The organism is Serratia sp. C2(1) (genome assembly GCF_036352655.1).
GTDB classification, from domain to species: Bacteria; Pseudomonadota; Gammaproteobacteria; order Enterobacterales; family Enterobacteriaceae; genus Serratia; species Serratia inhibens.
Map to the genome: position 1 here is coordinate 2,537,614 of NZ_JAZFBA010000001.1, position 16,202 is coordinate 2,553,815.

The 16,202-nt window shown below is 58.2% G+C and carries 13 protein-coding genes and 1 pseudogene; 3 read left to right on the top strand and 11 right to left on the bottom strand.

Annotated features, from left to right (window positions below; translation table 11 throughout):
* Positions 1 to 5: 5 nt before the first annotated feature.
* The 6 genes from mglA to V2S86_RS11860 all read right to left on the bottom strand — a co-directional run bounded on the left by mglA (position 6) and on the right by V2S86_RS11860 (position 7,546).
* A complete protein-coding gene (gene mglA, locus V2S86_RS11835) occupies positions 6 to 1,514 on the bottom strand; it encodes a galactose/methyl galactoside ABC transporter ATP-binding protein MglA (protein ID WP_330762559.1) in 1,509 nt (502 codons plus the stop codon).
* Positions 1,515 to 1,690: 176 nt separating this feature from the next.
* Positions 1,691 to 2,683, bottom strand: coding sequence for a galactose/glucose ABC transporter substrate-binding protein MglB (mglB, locus tag V2S86_RS11840; protein ID WP_006322185.1), 993 nt, complete (start codon positions 2,681 to 2,683; stop codon positions 1,691 to 1,693).
* Between the two features lie 254 nt (positions 2,684 to 2,937).
* The gene (gene galS / locus V2S86_RS11845; RefSeq protein WP_330762560.1) at positions 2,938 to 3,975 is read right to left on the bottom strand and encodes an HTH-type transcriptional regulator GalS; all 1,038 of its coding nucleotides are present in this window, start codon (positions 3,973 to 3,975) and stop codon (positions 2,938 to 2,940) included.
* A gap of 129 nt (positions 3,976 to 4,104) precedes the next feature.
* Positions 4,105 to 5,286 (bottom strand): DUF418 domain-containing protein YeiB, encoded by a 1,182-nt coding sequence (gene yeiB, locus V2S86_RS11850; RefSeq protein WP_330762561.1) that lies wholly within the window; start codon positions 5,284 to 5,286, stop codon positions 4,105 to 4,107.
* 189 nt (positions 5,287 to 5,475) lie between these two features.
* Complete coding sequence (gene folE / locus V2S86_RS11855; protein ID WP_004942347.1) at positions 5,476 to 6,141, bottom strand: GTP cyclohydrolase I FolE; 666 nt, start codon at positions 6,139 to 6,141, stop codon at positions 5,476 to 5,478.
* Positions 6,142 to 6,388: 247 nt separating this feature from the next.
* Positions 6,389 to 7,546: a YbfB/YjiJ family MFS transporter gene (locus V2S86_RS11860; protein WP_330762562.1), complete on the bottom strand. Its 1,158-nt coding sequence runs from the start codon at positions 7,544 to 7,546 to the stop codon at positions 6,389 to 6,391.
* Positions 7,547 to 7,653: 107 nt separating this feature from the next.
* Here V2S86_RS11860 and ptrR point away from each other — a divergent pair, with 107 nt between their 5' ends.
* From ptrR to fghA, 3 genes are all read left to right on the top strand, one after another.
* On the top strand, positions 7,654 to 8,571 hold the full coding sequence (gene ptrR, locus V2S86_RS11865) for a putrescine utilization regulator PtrR (protein WP_330762563.1): 918 nt from the start codon (positions 7,654 to 7,656) through the stop codon (positions 8,569 to 8,571).
* A gap of 151 nt (positions 8,572 to 8,722) precedes the next feature.
* Positions 8,723 to 9,850 carry an S-(hydroxymethyl)glutathione dehydrogenase/class III alcohol dehydrogenase gene (locus V2S86_RS11870; protein WP_006322179.1) on the top strand — a complete coding sequence of 376 codons (1,128 nt, stop codon included), beginning with the start codon at positions 8,723 to 8,725 and terminating at the stop codon, positions 9,848 to 9,850.
* 14 nt (positions 9,851 to 9,864) lie between these two features.
* A complete protein-coding gene (gene fghA / locus V2S86_RS11875) occupies positions 9,865 to 10,707 on the top strand; it encodes an S-formylglutathione hydrolase (RefSeq protein WP_330762564.1) in 843 nt (280 codons plus the stop codon).
* 35 nt (positions 10,708 to 10,742) lie between these two features.
* Here the strand turns inward: fghA and V2S86_RS11880 are convergent.
* The 5 genes and pseudogenes from V2S86_RS11880 to V2S86_RS11900 form a co-directional block, all read right to left on the bottom strand.
* A pseudogene (locus tag V2S86_RS11880) lies at positions 10,743 to 10,859 on the bottom strand (CcdB family protein); the annotation flags it as partial.
* Positions 10,860 to 11,768, bottom strand: coding sequence for a glutathione ABC transporter permease GsiD (gsiD, locus tag V2S86_RS11885; protein WP_330762565.1), 909 nt, complete (start codon positions 11,766 to 11,768; stop codon positions 10,860 to 10,862).
* Between the two features lie 9 nt (positions 11,769 to 11,777).
* Positions 11,778 to 12,698, bottom strand: coding sequence for a glutathione ABC transporter permease GsiC (gene gsiC / locus V2S86_RS11890; protein WP_330762566.1), 921 nt, complete (start codon positions 12,696 to 12,698; stop codon positions 11,778 to 11,780).
* Positions 12,699 to 12,750: 52 nt separating this feature from the next.
* Entirely contained in the window at positions 12,751 to 14,289 is a 1,539-nt protein-coding gene (gene gsiB, locus V2S86_RS11895) for a glutathione ABC transporter substrate-binding protein GsiB (RefSeq protein WP_330762567.1), read from the bottom strand.
* A 23-nt stretch (positions 14,290 to 14,312) separates the two neighbouring features.
* Positions 14,313 to 16,190 carry a dipeptide ABC transporter ATP-binding protein gene (locus V2S86_RS11900; protein ID WP_330762568.1) on the bottom strand — a complete coding sequence of 626 codons (1,878 nt, stop codon included), beginning with the start codon at positions 16,188 to 16,190 and terminating at the stop codon, positions 14,313 to 14,315.
* Positions 16,191 to 16,202: the final 12 nt, after the last annotated feature.

Consider the following 16,202-nt stretch of genomic DNA (forward strand, 5'->3'; position numbering starts at 1 on the left):
GATCCTTAAAGGTGCAGGGATGCGAGACGTAAAATTTCATTTTGCGAGGTCTGTTTGGTGTTAACGATGCCCGCAACCTGACCATTACTCATCACCAGTATTCTGTCGGTAATTCCCAAAAGCTCCGGCATTTCGGACGAGACAATAATGATCCCCTTGCCCTTCTTCGCCAATTCCGTCATCAGCTGATAAATTTCGAATTTGGCGCCGACGTCAATGCCGCGCGTCGGTTCGTCCAGCATTAATATTTCCGGTTGGGTTAACAGCCAGCGGCCGATAATCACTTTCTGCTGGTTGCCGCCGGACAGCGAACCGATATGGGTGTGATGACCCGGCGTTTTGACCCGCATGGCGTCGATCACCCATTGGGTGTCGCTTTTCATCCGGGCGTTGTCCAGCAGACCGATTTTATTTTTATAGTTGCGGATATTGGATATCAGCGAGTTGAAGCCCACGTCCAGATAGGCGTAAATCCCGGTAGAGCGGCGCTCTTCCGTTACCAGTGCAAAACCGTGGTTTATCGCTTCATTGGCGCTGTGATTGTTGATGGCCTTGCCATGCAGCTTGATGGTGCCCGCCACTTTCTCGCGGATACCGAACAGGGTTTCCACAATGTCCGTGCGCTTGGCGCCCACCAACCCGGCAATGCCGAGGATTTCACCTTTGTGAAGATCGAAAGAAACATCGCGAATGGAAGGCTGGCGCAATGACGTCAGGTTCTTCACCTCCAGAATCACCTCTTCCGGCGTATTCTGCCTGTCGGGGAAACGCTGACTGAGCGAACGCCCCACCATCATCGAGATGATCTTGTCCATATCCAGCCCTTCCAGCGGCTGGGTAGCGATCCACTGCCCGTCGCGCAGGATGGTGATTTCATCGCACAGCTGGAAAATCTCTTCCATTTTGTGCGAGATATAGACAATGCCGCAGCCGCGCTCTTTCAGCTTACGGATAATGGTGAACAGGTGGTTCACCTCTTTTTCCGTCAGTGATGATGTCGGCTCATCCATAATGACAATCTTGGCGTCATAGGAAAACGCCTTGGCGATTTCGATCATCTGCATTTGCGATACCGATAGCGTACCCACTTTATCCCGTGGGTTGATATCAATATCCAGCTCGTCGAATATTGCCTGAGTATCTTTCAACATCTTGTCTTGATCGACAAACATGCCTTTGGTCGGGTAACGCCCCAGCCACATGTTGTCCATGACGGTGCGCTGCAGGACCAGGTTTAACTCCTGGTGCACCATTGAAACGCCATGTTCCAGCGCCTCTTTTGAGCTTTTGAAATCAATTTCCCGGCCCTGAAAAACAATGCTGCCGGCATCTTTTTTATAAATGCCAAACAGGCATTTCAACAATGTCGATTTCCCGGCGCCGTTCTCCCCCATTAACGCATGAATGGAGTGCGGACGAACGCGCAGGTTAACGTTATCCAATGCCTTGACGCCGGGGAATGACTTGCTGATGTCGGTCATTTCCAGGAGGAATTCGCGTGGGTTGTCGGCCATAAATACACCTGGCTATTATTGTACCCATCAACTTTCAAACCGCAGCCTGGTGAGCTGCAAGGTGAAATTCGTAGGTATAGGCTGTCATTTTAATAAAAAAATTCCCCCGCCTGCGGCTTTCCTGGTGTTGGCGCTGAGCGCACCCCAGGCGGGGTCATTACGGGTTAACTCAGAACTTACTTAACAAACTGAGACAAATTGTCTTTATCTACGCCGACGTAAGGAATGCGCACCACTTTATTTTCGATTTTATATTGGGTGCCGTCGGCGGCAGGTTTGCCCGCTGCCAGGTTTTTCGCCAATTGGAAGGTGGCTTTAGCCTGGTTGTCGGCATCGTTCAGCACCGTCCCCGCCATTGCGCCGGATTTGACCATCGCCAGCGCTTCCGGCAATGCATCCACGCCGAATACCGGAATGCTGGATTTGTTGTGTGCCTTAAGCGCTTCTACCGCGCCCATCGCCATGGCATCGTTGTTGGCGATAACCACTTCAATTTTGTTGGCGTTGGGGCCGGATAACCAGGCGTCCATTTTGTCTTTCGCCTGAGCGGTATCCCACATGGCGGTGTCCATCTGCAGTTGCTGCGTTTTAAGACCGCCTTCGTTCAGCGTCTTCACCACGTAGGTGGTGCGCGCTTCGGCATCCGGGTGGCCCGGTTCGCCTTTCAGCAACACATACTGAATCTGGCCGTCTTTGTTCAGGTCCCAGTTCGGGTTGGCTTTCCAATGCTTGGCGATCAGTTGGCCCTGGATCACGCCGGACTCCTTGGAGTCGGTCCCGACATAAAACGCTTTGTCGTAGCTGTCCAACGCTTTGCGGGAAGGTTCTTTGTTGTAGAACACGATAGGGATATCGTTTGCGCGCGCCTTATCGATAACCACCGGGGCCGCCGCCGGGTCAACCAGATTGATCGCCAGCGCTTTCACGCCCTTGGCGATCAGCACGTCAATCTGGTCGTTTTGCTTGGACTGATCGTTCTGCGAGTCATTCATCAGCAGAGTGACATCCGGAGAGGCCTTGGCGTCTTTCTCGATCGCCTTGCGCACTACCGACATAAAGTTGTCGTCGTATTTATAAATGGTGACGCCAATACGGGTATCTGCATGGGCTGCGGCACCAAACATCATGGCAGCGGCCGTCGCGGCCAGGGTGAAAACCTTCTTATTCATTGTCTGTCTCCGGTTTATGTAGGTCGTACTCGGTATTGAGCCAAAGGTAACCGGCGGTGGGTGCACGACCGGGTCTGGCAGGTTCCCTGTCATCCGTGAATCATGTTATTCCTGAAAAGTGCTGTGTCAGCGCGAGATAAAAACGGCAGCGGCAAGTGCCTTTGCGCCGGAAAACGCCTAGAGCATAGACGGGGCGATGTTAATAATCTGTGAATTTTCTCACAGATTGAAAACGGTTACACAAGATTAAATCTTCAGAGAGTGACCGCCGCCTCACTTTGCCAGGGGGCATCGGAATGGCGACGTACCAGGGTGGGCATAAACAGATGACGGGCCTGGGGCTCCAGCCCGTCAGCTGCGCCCCGCAGGGCCAATTCGGTGGCGAGAGTCGCCATGGTAACAATGGGATAGCGTACCGTGGTCAGTTTGGGGCTGGTGTAGCGTGCAATGGGGATATCATCGAACCCCACTATCGAGAAATTTTGCGGCACTGTGATACCGTTTTCTTTCAGCACCGCCATGGCGCCGGCGGCCATGGCATCGTTATAGGCAAACACCGCGCTCAGGTGCAGGTTGCGTCCAAGCAGTTCGACCATCGCGGCCTCCCCGCCCTGCAGATCCGGCGAACCGTAAGCACGCCAGCTGTCCGGCGTCGCCAGACCCGCCGCGCTCATCGCCTGCTCATAGCCCTGCTGACGCAGCGGTCCGTCTTCGATCGGGTGATTGGAGCCCAGGTAGCCAATACGCTGATGGCCCTGCGACAGCAGAAGGCGCATCGCCATCTCTGCGCCGCTGACGTTATCCAGGCCGACGCAGCGGTGTTCATAGCCGGCGATGATTCGGTTAATCAGCACCATGCCCGGTACCTGCTCGAGAAAGGCGATCAATTCGGCGTCACACAAAGCTTTTGCATGAACAATCAAGGCATTGCATCGCTGGCGAATTAATACCTCGATGGCATGACGCTCTTTTTCCGCCTGGTGGTAACTGTTGCCAATCAGCAGGTATTTGTGGTTTTTCTGCGCCACCGTGTCTACCGCTTTCACCAACGCGCCAAAGAAGGGATCGGAAACGTCCATCACCACCACGCCAAGGGTATCGCTGCTCTGGGTGGCCAAAGCCTGCGCGTTGGCATTGGGCCGGTAGCCCAGTTCCGCTACCGCCTGCAACACCCCTTCACGTGTCTGTTTGCTGGTCAGAGCGCTGTTGTTCAGCACGCGGGAGACGGTCGCCACGGACACGCCCGCGCGTTTCGCCACGTCGCGAATGGTGATTGGGTGAACAGAGGCCATGAAAGATCCTGAGGTCGGGGTCATTGACAGTGGCGCTATCCTACCCCGTTTGTCATCCTCCTCTGCGTGAATTACGTCACAGGAAAGAAAACGTTTACATACATTTTTTTAACCTGCCTGCGCCAGATCTCAGTTCAGCGCCTTGGGTTCTGCCTGGCCGGCGGCCAGGTGGGTCAATTTTCGCCACAGCCACTCTACCGGCCCCTGCGGGAAATAACTCAGCCACAGGTTGGAAAACAACAGGTTAGCCAGCCAGACCAAGGGGACAAACGCCAACAGTTGCAGGCGGTCAAACTGCTGATACAAACCAAAACGATAGAACAGCGTGGTGCAGATCAGCGTTTGCAGCAGGTAATTGCTCAGCGCCATACGCCCGACCTGCGTCAGCCAATGGCCGATACGCAGGCGCGACAGCGTCGGCCAGAAACCGTAACACAGCGCCAGATAGCCCATCGCCTGCAAGGGTGCGCCCAGCTCACGCGGCGCTTGCAATAAAAAGCCGCTCCAGCGGTAGTCCCAGTGCAGATGCCACTGCAAGGCTATCGCCGGCAGTTGGATCAGCAATGAAAGCGGTATCAGCCAGGCTGCCTGCCGCCGATAGTAGCCCGGCGAATAGGTTCCGCGCAGCCAGCCGCTGCGCATCAGCCCCGCGCCAAACAGCATCAATCCCGCCAATTCCCAGCCGTATTGGGCACCAATCGCCAGCAGGCTGGAAGACAGCAGGTCAACACGGCTGCGCCATGCCTCCATGCCCCCCTGCAATTTCCAGAACTTCTCATACTGCAACTCAGCTACGCCTGGCTGCCAGAAACCGCCCGGCTCACCGTGCGAAACGAACCCCAGCAGCAGCAGTACCCCAACGCCAATCAGGTACAGCACCACGCCGGTTTTCAGCAGTTGGTAAGTGTCCTTCGCGTCGCGGATCATCCGCCAGCACACCAGGCCGATTAAGCCGTAGGCCAGCAGGATATCGCCGTCCCAGAGGAAAATGGCATGCCCCAGGCCAAACAGCACCAACCACGACAGCCGCGCACGTATCCAGCCTTTGCCGCGGCGCAGCAGCATCTGCAGGCCCGCGCCGAATAACAGGGCAAACATCGCCAGAAACTTGGCCTGCGCGAAAATATCCAGCAGCGCCCAAGTCCAGGCATCGCGAGACGTCGGCAGCCCCAGATAGGCAGGATTAAGGTAGGCCGCCTTTGGCAAGCCAAAGGCGCTGATATTCAGCAAAAGAATGCCAAGAATGGCGATACCCCGTACGCAGTCCAGCGTGGCGATGCGTGGCAAAGGGGCCGTGGAGCGAGTGTTCATGATTTTACCGCTGTATGCCGGTCATTAAAAAGGCGCCCGCAGGCGCCTGTTATACCCGTCATACTTGAAGCTGCCTCTGTGTTGACTGCGTGCACTTACCCGGATCACTTACCTGAGTAAGCTCATCGGGATAAGCGCCCTTGCCGCCTTGATGCAACGCCAATTATCCAGGGTAGAAATGGCCCGCCATCACCCTTGGTGATGACGCACCGCGCGCAAAAACTCCTGGCGCGTGTTCTGGCTGGACTTGAACAGCCCGCCCAGAGAGGTGGTGGTGGTGGCGCTGGTCGCGTCACGGATGCCGCGTGCCTTAACACAATAATGGACCGCATCGATCGATACCGCCACGTTATTGGTGCCGAGCAAGGTTTGCAATGCCACCAGAATCTGCTGAGTCAAACGCTCCTGCACCTGGGGGCGCTGAGAGAAGAACTGCACGATACGGTTGATTTTCGACAAACCGATGACCGCATCTTTCGGAATGTAGGCCACGGTCGCTTTGCCGTCGATGGTCACGAAATGATGCTCGCAGGTGCTGGTCAGTGTGATATCGCGCACCGTCACCATTTCATCTACCTTCATCTTGTTTTCGATAACGGTGATTTTTGGGAAGTTGGCGTAGTCCAGGCCGGAGAAAATCTCATCGACATACATTTTGGCAATGCGGTGCGGGGTTTCCGCCAGGCTGTCGTCGGACAAGTCGAGATTAAGCAGCTGCATGATTTCCGTCATGTGCTCTTTAATGCGACGTTTGCGCGTTTCGCGATCCAGCACTTCACCACGCAACGGGGTTTCCAGACCACGCTCTTCGAGCGCTGCGTGAACCAGGGCAGCTTCTTTACTTAATGATGTCATTTATTCTCTCCAACGGACTTGAACTCACCCATCCGGCGGCTTTACCGGACAGACAGGTGAATTGCATACTCTCCTGACGGCAGACGTTTCCGTCGTTGATAACGTGAACCCGGTCAAGATTTTGCCCCCACTCTAGATGAGAGTGAGGGGATTATCCAGTGATTGTGTTTCAACCGCAGGTGAAATATTCGCATTTAGCACAATCAGGCCGGCTGCGGGTATCCCGCGTTTTTTGTACGGAATTTAATCACAGCGGCGTCGGTTTTCGCGCCAATTCACGCGCCGGCGTGTTCACCACCAGCAGACCGGCCACGATCAGACCCGCAACCGCCACATACAGCGCCGGCTCCAGCCTGTGGGTCAATGCCGTCGACAGCGCCGACAACGTAGGGCCAACCAGTTGCCCCAACGCATAACCGGTAGTCAACAAACCCGCCATATAACGCGCATGGTTGGGCGCCAACTCCCGGCCATGCTGGATGGACAGCTGCACCACGCTGAGGAAACCGCCGCCGGTAAGTAACGCCCCCAGCGCCAACCCGGCCACACCCGGTACCACTTCCGCGCACAATACCCCCAGCGCCTGCACCCACAGGGTAATGGCCAAACGTGACTGAGTGGTCAGCCGGTGGCGGGTCAGTATGCCGAGGACGATCCCCAAAACCGCCGCACCGCCGAAGATCGGCCAAACGAATTGGGCGAACAGGCTATCGGGAAAGCGCGCCGCCGCCATTTGCGATAAAAAGGTCGCCGGCAAAATATAGCCAAAGCCCGCCAGGCTGTAGCTCCATACCAGCCGTTTCAACGCCGGGGTCAGTTGCAGCGGCTCCGCTGCCACGTTGGGGCGATGCAGCTCGCCGGCACGCGGCAGGTTAATGCTGATGGCGCCAATCAGTACCAGCGCCAATACGCCATACGCTATCCAGGCCTGCGACGCCGTCAGCGCCAGGCCATGAATGCCCACCGCCATCATGCCGCTGATAAAGATGCCGGCGCCTGGGCCGGCGAAGACCGCCGCGCTCAGCGCCGGCCGGCCATAATGTGCCAGCCGCTCGTTGGTCCAGGCCGCCACCAATACCATCGACCAGCCGCTGGCCCAGCCGATGAAAAATCGCACCGCACCATGCCACCACTCGCCCTGCACCACGGCGGAAAGCAGCGTCAAGGCCACCGCGCCCCACACCCCCAGCCACAGCCGGCGCTCAACGTGACGGCTGGCGCGCATGGCGTCGTAAGCGCCGCACAGATACCCCAGGTAGTTGATCGCCGCCACCAGCCCGGCTCCGGTCAGGGTAAACTGGTGTTCGGCAATCATCAGCGGCACCTGCGGGGTAAAGGCGAAGCGCCCAATCCCCATGGCGACGATCAACGCAATAAAACCGCTCAGGGCAATTCTTAAGGCCATGTAGAGTTATCCAGACTGTTAAAAGAAAGTTGCCAGCATCATGCCGCAGTATTAAACTCACAAAAACTGAATAATACTCATCAAGTTCATCACAAAAAGAGAAGACCATGGATCTTACCCAGCTTCGCATGTTCTGCAGCGTCGCCGAAACCGGCTCCGTAGCCCGTGCCGCCGAGCAACTGCACCGCGTGCCGTCGAACCTGACCACGCGCCTGCGTCAGCTCGAACAGGAACTGGGTACCGATCTTTTCATCCGCGAAAAGCAGCGCCTGCGCCTTTCGCCGATGGGCCATAATTTTCTCTGCTACGCCAACCGCATTCTGGCGCTCAGTGAAGAGGCCATGAGCATCACCCATGCCGGCGAGCCGGCGGGTAACTTCGCTATCGGCTCAATGGAAAGCACGGCCGCTACCCGCCTGCCCACTCTGCTGGCAGCCTATCACCAGCGCTTTTCGCAGGTGTCGCTGTCGTTGACCACCGGCACCTCGGGCGAAATCACCGAACGGGTGCGCGCCGGTACGTTGGCGGCGGCGCTGGTCGATGGGCCGGTTCAGTATGACGAACTCAACGGCTGTATCGCCTTCCCGGAACACATGGTGGTGATCTCCTGCCTTGACCACCTGCCTATCCATAACGCTAAAGACGCCAAAGGCGAAACGCTGTTTGCCTTCCGGGCAAGCTGTTCTTACCGCCTGCGGCTGGAGTCCTGGTTCAAGCGCGAAGGCGTGTTGCCGGGCCAGGTTATGGAAATCCAGTCCTACCACGCGATGCTGGCCTGCGTTGCCAGCGGCGCCGGGCTGGCGATGATCCCGCATTCGGTGCTCAGCCTGTTGCCAGGCCATGAACGGGTGAAAGTGCATGCCCTGCCGGATGATATCGCCCAAACCGCCACCTGGCTGCTGTGGCGGCGCGATGCGTTCGGCCCGAACGTGCGTGCGCTGAAAGAACTGATTATTGAACAGGCGGAAACCAGCGCTGTTGACACCACAACCCTCGTTTCATCAGGTGTAGTTGGTATAGCCTGATAAAAAATATAGACCCAAATTAATTGGAGTTGCAGCTAGGCGGCAAGTGCATGAGTTCCCAGGAGCTTACTCAAGTAAGTGACTGGGGTGAGTGCATGCAGCCAACAACGCTGCAGCTTCAAGTAAGAAGGGTAGACCACTGGAGACTATGATGGAAATGATCAAAACCCGCGCCGCCGTTGCCTGGGGCCCGAACCAACCGCTGAAAATCGAAGAAGTCGATCTGATGCCACCGCAAAAAGGTGAAGTGCTGGTGCGGATCGTCGCCACCGGCGTATGCCACACCGACGCTTACACCCTGTCAGGGGCCGATCCGGAAGGCGTGTTCCCGGCGATCCTCGGCCACGAAGGCGGCGGCGTGGTGGAAGCCATTGGCGAAGGCGTCACCAGCGTGGCGGTCGGCGATCACGTGATCCCGCTGTACACCCCGGAATGCGGCGAGTGCAAGTTCTGTAAATCCGGCAAGACCAACCTGTGCCAGGCGATCCGCGCCACCCAGGGCAAAGGCCTGATGCCGGACGGCACGACCCGCTTCTACAAAGACGGCCAGCCTATCTTCCACTACATGGGCACCTCGACCTTCTCCGAATACACCGTGGTACCGGAAATCTCGCTGGCGAAAATCAGTAAAGAAGCGCCGCTGGAAGAAGTCTGCCTGCTGGGTTGTGGCGTCACCACCGGCATGGGCGCGGTGATCAATACCGCCAAAGTGCAAAAAGGCGATACCGTGGCTATCTTCGGCCTCGGCGGCATTGGTCTGTCGGCGATTATTGGCGCGCAGATGGCCGGCGCAGGCCGCATCATCGGCATCGATATCAACACCAGCAAGTTCGATCTGGCCCGCAAACTGGGCGCGACCGATCTGATCAACCCGAAAGACTACGACAAACCTATTCAGGACGTGATCGTCGAGCTGACCGACGGCGGCGTCGATTTCTCCTTCGAGTGCATTGGCAACGTCAACGTGATGCGCTCCGCACTGGAATGTTGTCATAAAGGCTGGGGCGAATCGGTAATTATCGGCGTAGCCGGTGCCGGGCAAGAGATCTCAACCCGTCCGTTCCAGTTGGTCACCGGCCGCGTCTGGCGCGGTTCCGCCTTCGGTGGCGTAAAGGGCCGTTCGCAGCTGCCGGGCATTGTCCAGCGTTATCTGGACGGTGAGTTCGCGCTGAATGACTTTATCACCCATACCATGGGGCTGGAGCAGATTAACGAAGCGTTCGATTTGATGCACGAAGGCAAATCAATCCGCTCGGTTATTCACTTCGACAAAAAATAAGCCAGGAGGCAGAGATGAACTCGTCATTAGAACTTCTCGAAGAGCACCGCATGTTCGGTGGCTGGCAACAGCGTTACCGCCATGCAGCGCAGAGCCTGAATTGCAACATGACTTTCAGCATCTATCTGCCGCCGCCGCGTGACGATAACCCGCCGCCGGTGCTGTACTGGCTGTCGGGGCTGACCTGCAATGATGAAAACTTCACGTTGAAGGCCGGTGCGCAGCGCATCGCCGCCGAACTGGGCCTGGTGTTGGTGATGGCCGATACCAGCCCGCGCGGCGACGATGTGCCGAACGATGAAGGCTACGATCTGGGCCAGGGCGCCGGGTTCTATTTGAACGCCACGCAGGCGCCGTGGGACAAGCATTTTCGCATGTACGATTACCTCAGCGATGAGCTGCCGGCGTTGATCAAGCAGCATTTCAGCGTCAGCGATCGCCAGTCGATCTTTGGCCACTCAATGGGCGGCCATGGCGCGCTGATGCTGGCGTTTCGCAATCCGCAGCGCTTTCGTTCGGTATCGGCGTTCGCGCCGATCGTCAACCCTTGTCAGGTGCCCTGGGGGCGTAAAGCCTTCACCGCCTATCTGGGGAACGATGAAAGCCAGTGGCTGCAATATGACAGCTGCCACCTGCTGGCCACCGGCGCGGAGAAAATGCCGGTGCTGGTGGATCAGGGCGACGGCGATCAGTTCCTGGCGGATCAACTGCAACCGGCGAAACTGGCCGAGCTGGCTCGCCAGCGCGACTGGCCGCTGACGCTGCGGATTCAGCCAGGCTACGATCACAGCTACTTCACCATCGCCACCTTTATCGAAGACCACCTGCGCTTCCACGCCGAACACCTGTTCCGCTGATAAAAAATCCGGGCGGTTTAGCCGCCCGGATTTCATCAGATACCGTCGAAAAGAAAATCTATTGCGGCTTTCACCTTGGTTCGGTATTGGGATGCATCGCAAAATTCAGCGCCCAGGGTGCGAACGGGAATACTTGCCATCTCATGGGTCAGTTACCCCTTCAGTTTCGGATCCAGCGCATCGCGCAGCCCGTCGCCCAACAGATTGAACGCCAGCACGGTGAGGAAAATCGCCAAACTGGGGAAAATCGCCACGTGCGGCGCAATCACCATATCGGCACGCGCCTCGTTGAGCATCGCGCCCCACTCCGGCGTCGGCGGCTGTGCGCCCAGGCCGAGGAACGACAGGCTGGCGGCGGTAATGATGGAAGTGCCGATACGCATGGTGAAATACACCACGATCGACGAAAGGGTACCCGGCAGAATATGCCGCATGATGATGGTCCAGTCCGAAGCGCCGATGCTGCGTGCCGACTCGATATAGGTCAGGTGCTTCTGCACCAGGGTGTTGCCCCGCACCAACCGGGCAAACGCCGGAATGCTGAAAATGGCCACAGCAATAATCACATTGGCCATGCCGCTGCCCATGATCGCCACCACGCCAATCGCCAGCAGGATGCCGGGAAACGCGAACAGCACGTCGCAAATGCGCATGGTGATCCGATCCCACCAGCCCTCATAATAGCCCGCCAACAGGCCCAGCAAGGTACCAATGAACCCACCGGCCAGTACCGAGAACACCCCGGCGGCCAGCGAAATGCGCGTGCCCATCAGAATACGGCTAAAAATATCCCGCCCCAGCGAATCCACGCCCAGCCAATGCACCGGCGAAGGGCCTTCGTTCAGGCGGTCATAATCAAAATAGTTTTCCGCATCAAAGGGGGCCAGATACGGTGCAAACAGCGCTGCCGCCACCAACAGCAACACGAACAGTCCCGCGACCAACGCCACATGCTGCCGGCGGAAACGCCGCCAAAACTCATGCCACGGCGTGCGCACCGCGTTAGGGTTGATCGTCGGCATCGCCTTCAGTGCAGCATTACGTCGCCAATGCTTAATCATGCAGCGCCCTCATTTGTAGCGTATCGCCGGGTTAATTGCCGCATACAGCATGTCCACCAACAGGTTAATCAGAATGAACTCCAGAGAAAACAACAGCACCTCGGCCTGGATCACCGGGTAATCGCGCATCTCGACGGCATCGACCAGCAGCCTGCCCAGCCCCGGCCAGTTAAAGACTTTCTCCACCACGATAGAACCGCCAAGCAAAAAGCCGAACTGCAATCCCATCATGGTCACCACCGGGATCATCGCGTTACGCAGCCCGTGTTTCACCACCACCATGGTTTCTCGCACGCCCTTGGCACGCGCGGTGCGCATATAGTCTTCTTGCATCACTTCAACGAATGAAGCGCGGGTAAAACGCGCCATCACCGCCGCCACCGCCGCACCCAACGTAATGGAGGGCAGAATATAGTGCCGCCAGCTGTCGGCGCCCACCGTCGGCAACCAGCCGAGGTTGACGGAAAATACCTGCATCAGCAGCATGCCCAACGCAAAGGCGGGAAATGAAATGCCCGAGACCGCCAGCGTCATGCCGAGGCGATCCGGCCAACGGTTGCGCCACACGGCAGACACCATGCCAATGGCCATGCCGAAGACCACCGCCCACAGCATGCTGGCGAGAGTCAGCCACAGCGTTGGCATAAAGCGCGAACCTATCTCTTCGCTCACCGGGCGCTTGGACACCATCGAGGTGCCGAAATCCCCCTGCAACGCGTTGACAAAAAAATGGACGAACTGCTGAGGCAACGGCTTATCCAGCCCCAGATCCTTGCGCACCAGTTGCACCACCGCGTCGTCGGCATCCGGCCCGGCCGCCAGCCGTGCCGGATCGCCGGGCAGCAGGTGGACGAACAGAAACACCAGCACCGCGACAATCAGCAGCGTCGGGATCAGACCCAGCAGTCGTTTCAAAAAATAATTAAGCATGTCGGGTTAATCCCCTCACCCCGCCCCCGAATAGAGGGCGGGGATTGGCGCCTTATTTGAGATCGGCATTATCAAAGTTGAACGAGGTATCCGGCATCACATAGAAACCGCTCAGCTGTTTGTTGTTGGCCGACAGCAGGCGTTCGGTCGCCAGGAAGATCCACGGCGCATCGGCCCAGATACGATCCTGCGCATCTTTGTAGAGTTTTTGCTTCTCGGCACGATCGGTGGTCGCCAGCGCGCCGGTCAGATCCTTGTCCACCTGCGGATTGCTGTAAAACGCAGTGTTGAACTGCTTGGGCGGTGCCGCCTGGGTGGAGAACAGCGGCGACAGCGCCCAATCCGCCTCGCCGGTCGACGCCGACCAGCCGGTATAGAACATGCGCACGCCGGTGTCTTTCACCCCGACGCTTTCCACCTGCGCGGCACGCTGGCCGGCGTCCATCGCGGTCACCGTCACTTTAACCCCAACCTGCGCCAGCTGCTGCTGGGCAAACTGCAGCACTTTCTGCGCGGTGCTGTGGTTATGCGAAGACCATAACGTGGTGGTGAAACCGTTCGGGTAACCGGCCTCTTTCAGCAGTTCGCGCGCCTTGGCCGGATCGTACGGCCACGGCTTGTAGCGGGTAGCGAAGTCGATCGCCGGCGGTACCGGCCCTTCCGCCGGTACTGCGTAGCCGGAGAACGCCACTTTGATCAACGCATCCTTGTTGATGGCGTAGTTCAACGCCTGGCGCACTTTCGGATTGTCAAACGGCTTCTGGGTGACGTTCAGACTGATATAACGTTGCAGGATCGACGGGGCCGCCACCACGTCAAGCTTAGCATTGCCTTCCAGCACCTTGGCCTGCTCGTAAGGGATCGGGAAGGCAAAGGTCGCTTCGCCGGTTTGCAGCATCGCCGCGCGGGTATTGTTGTCCACCACCGGGCGCCAGGTGATGCTGTCGAGCTTCGGCAACCCCGGTTTCCAATAGCCGTCGAATTTCTTCACCTTGACGAAGTCGGTCTGGTTCCAGGTAACGAACTGATACGGCCCGGTACCCACAGGATGGAAGCCAATCTCCTTGCCATACTGCTTCAGCGCCGCCGGCGAAATGATCGCCGCCGCCGGATGCGCCAGATTGTTGATAAACGCCGAGAACGGCGCCTTCAGCACGATTTTCACCGTATTGGCGTCCACCACGTCGGTTTTGTCGATCATCTTGAACAGGTTGTAGCGCTTGAGATGGCTGTCCGGGTTGCTGGCGCGATCCAGGTTAACCTTCACTGCCTCGGCGTTGAACTCGGTGCCGTCGTGGAATTTCACCCCAGGATGCAGCTTGAGGGTGTAAGTCAGCCCGTCTTTACTCACCTCGTAGCCGTCCGCCAGCACGTTAACCAGCTTCATATCTTTATCGAAGCCGAACAGCCCCTGATAGAAAGACTTGGCCACCGCCTGAGACAGCGTGTCGTTGGCGTCATACGGGTCCAGCGTGGTGAAGTTGGAAGCCACGGCAATCACCGCATCCTTCGCCGCCCAGGCCGGGCCGGCTCCCACCGCAGCCAGCAGCACGGCGGCCACCAACGCATTACGTTTGAATGTGTGCTTCATGTCGCTTGTCTCTCCTGAGGTCTTTAATAAGCACCGGCGATCGGATGGCGGGCAACAAAGTGCCCCGGCCCAACCTGTACCAGCGGTGCGGTAACGGGTTCATCGCCCAGCGCGCGGATCGGGCTGGGAATTTCATCCACCAACAGCGGTTGGCGTTTGTGAGCATGAGCCGGATCGGCCACCGGTACCGCCGCCATCAGCTTGCGGGTGTAAGCGTGCTGCGGGTTGTCGAACACCGCCCGGCGCGGGCCGATTTCGACGATCTGGCCGAGGTACATGACCGCCACGCGGTGGCTTATACGTTCCACCACCGCCATATCGTGCGAGATAAACAAGAATGCGATGCCGAGCTCACGCTGCAAGTCGAGCAACAAGTTGACGATCTGCGCCTGAATCGACACGTCGAGCGCCGACACCGACTCGTCGGCGATCACCACCTTCGGGTTCAATGCCAGCGCACGCGCAATGCAAATACGCTGCCGCTGGCCACCGGAAAATTCATGCGGGTAGCGCCGCGCATGCTCAGGTTTCAGCCCTACGCGCTCCAGCAACCAGGCCACGCGATCCTCTGCCGCCTTGCCACGTGCCACGTTATGTACCAACAGCGGCTCCATAATCGAGAAGCCGACGGTCAGCCGCGGGTCCAGCGAAGCGTAAGGATCCTGGAAGATAAACTGGATATCGCGCCGCAGGTGCTGCAACGCCGGGCCTTTCAGTTGGTTTATCTGACGGCCGTCAAAGGTGATGGTGCCGTGCTGGCTGTCCACCAGCTTTAACAGCGAACGGCCGGTGGTGGATTTTCCGCAGCCGGACTCCCCCACCAGCCCCAGCGTTTCGCCGGGATAGAGATCAAAACTGACGTTTTCCACCGCATGTACCCGACGGGTGACGCGGTTGAAAATGCCGCTGCGCAGATCAAAGCGCGTGACCAGGTTTTCCACGCGCAGAATCGGTGCTGCTCCAGACGGCACGGTATCCTGCGGCAACCCATTGTCTTCACCGCTGGGCAGAGGGAATTTGGCCGGGAAGTCTTTATCCGCCATCGAGCCCAGCTTGGGTACGGCCGCCAGCAACGCCCGAGTGTAGGGCTGTTGCGGCGCGGCGAACAGTTCGCGCACCGGCCCTTGCTCCACTTGCTCGCCCTGATGCATCACCAGCACCCGGTCGGCAATCTCCGCCACTACGCCCATATCGTGGGTGATGAAAATCACCCCCATCTGCATTTCCTGCTGCAGCACGCGAATCAGTTGCAGGATCTGCGCCTGAATGGTGACGTCCAGCGCGGTGGTCGGCTCGTCGGCAATCAGCAGCGCGGGTTTGCAAGATAACGCCATGGCGATCATCACCCGCTGGCGCATGCCGCCGGAAAGCTGGTGCGGATAACGGTTAAGTACCTCTTTGGCTTCGGGAATGCGCACCAGATCGAGCATACGCAAGGCTTCTTGTTTCGCGGCACGGCCGCCCATCGCCTGATGCAGCCGCAGAGACTCGGCGATCTGCTCGCCGACCGGAAATACCGGATTCAGCGACGTCATCGGCTCCTGAAAAATCATCGCCATATCGGCGCCGCGCAGGGTTCGCAAGGTGCTCTGACGCGCTCGCGCCAGATCCAGCACCTCGCCGTTGCGCCGGCGAAACGGCATAGCGCCGCTGACGATAGCGCCGCCCCCCTGCTCAACCAACCGCATCAGCGCCAGAGAGGTCACGGATTTTCCCGAGCCGGACTCGCCGACGATCGCCAGCGTTTCACCGCGATCGATATCAAATGACAGGTTGCGCACCGCCTCGACGGTATCGCCTTGCTGGTTAAAGCGGATGCCAAGATTGCGTACCGACAGTACGCGCTGCGGTGGCAAAAATAACTCGGCGTCAGCCGCAAGCGGCATTGCAGTATCGGTCATGCACCCTCCTGG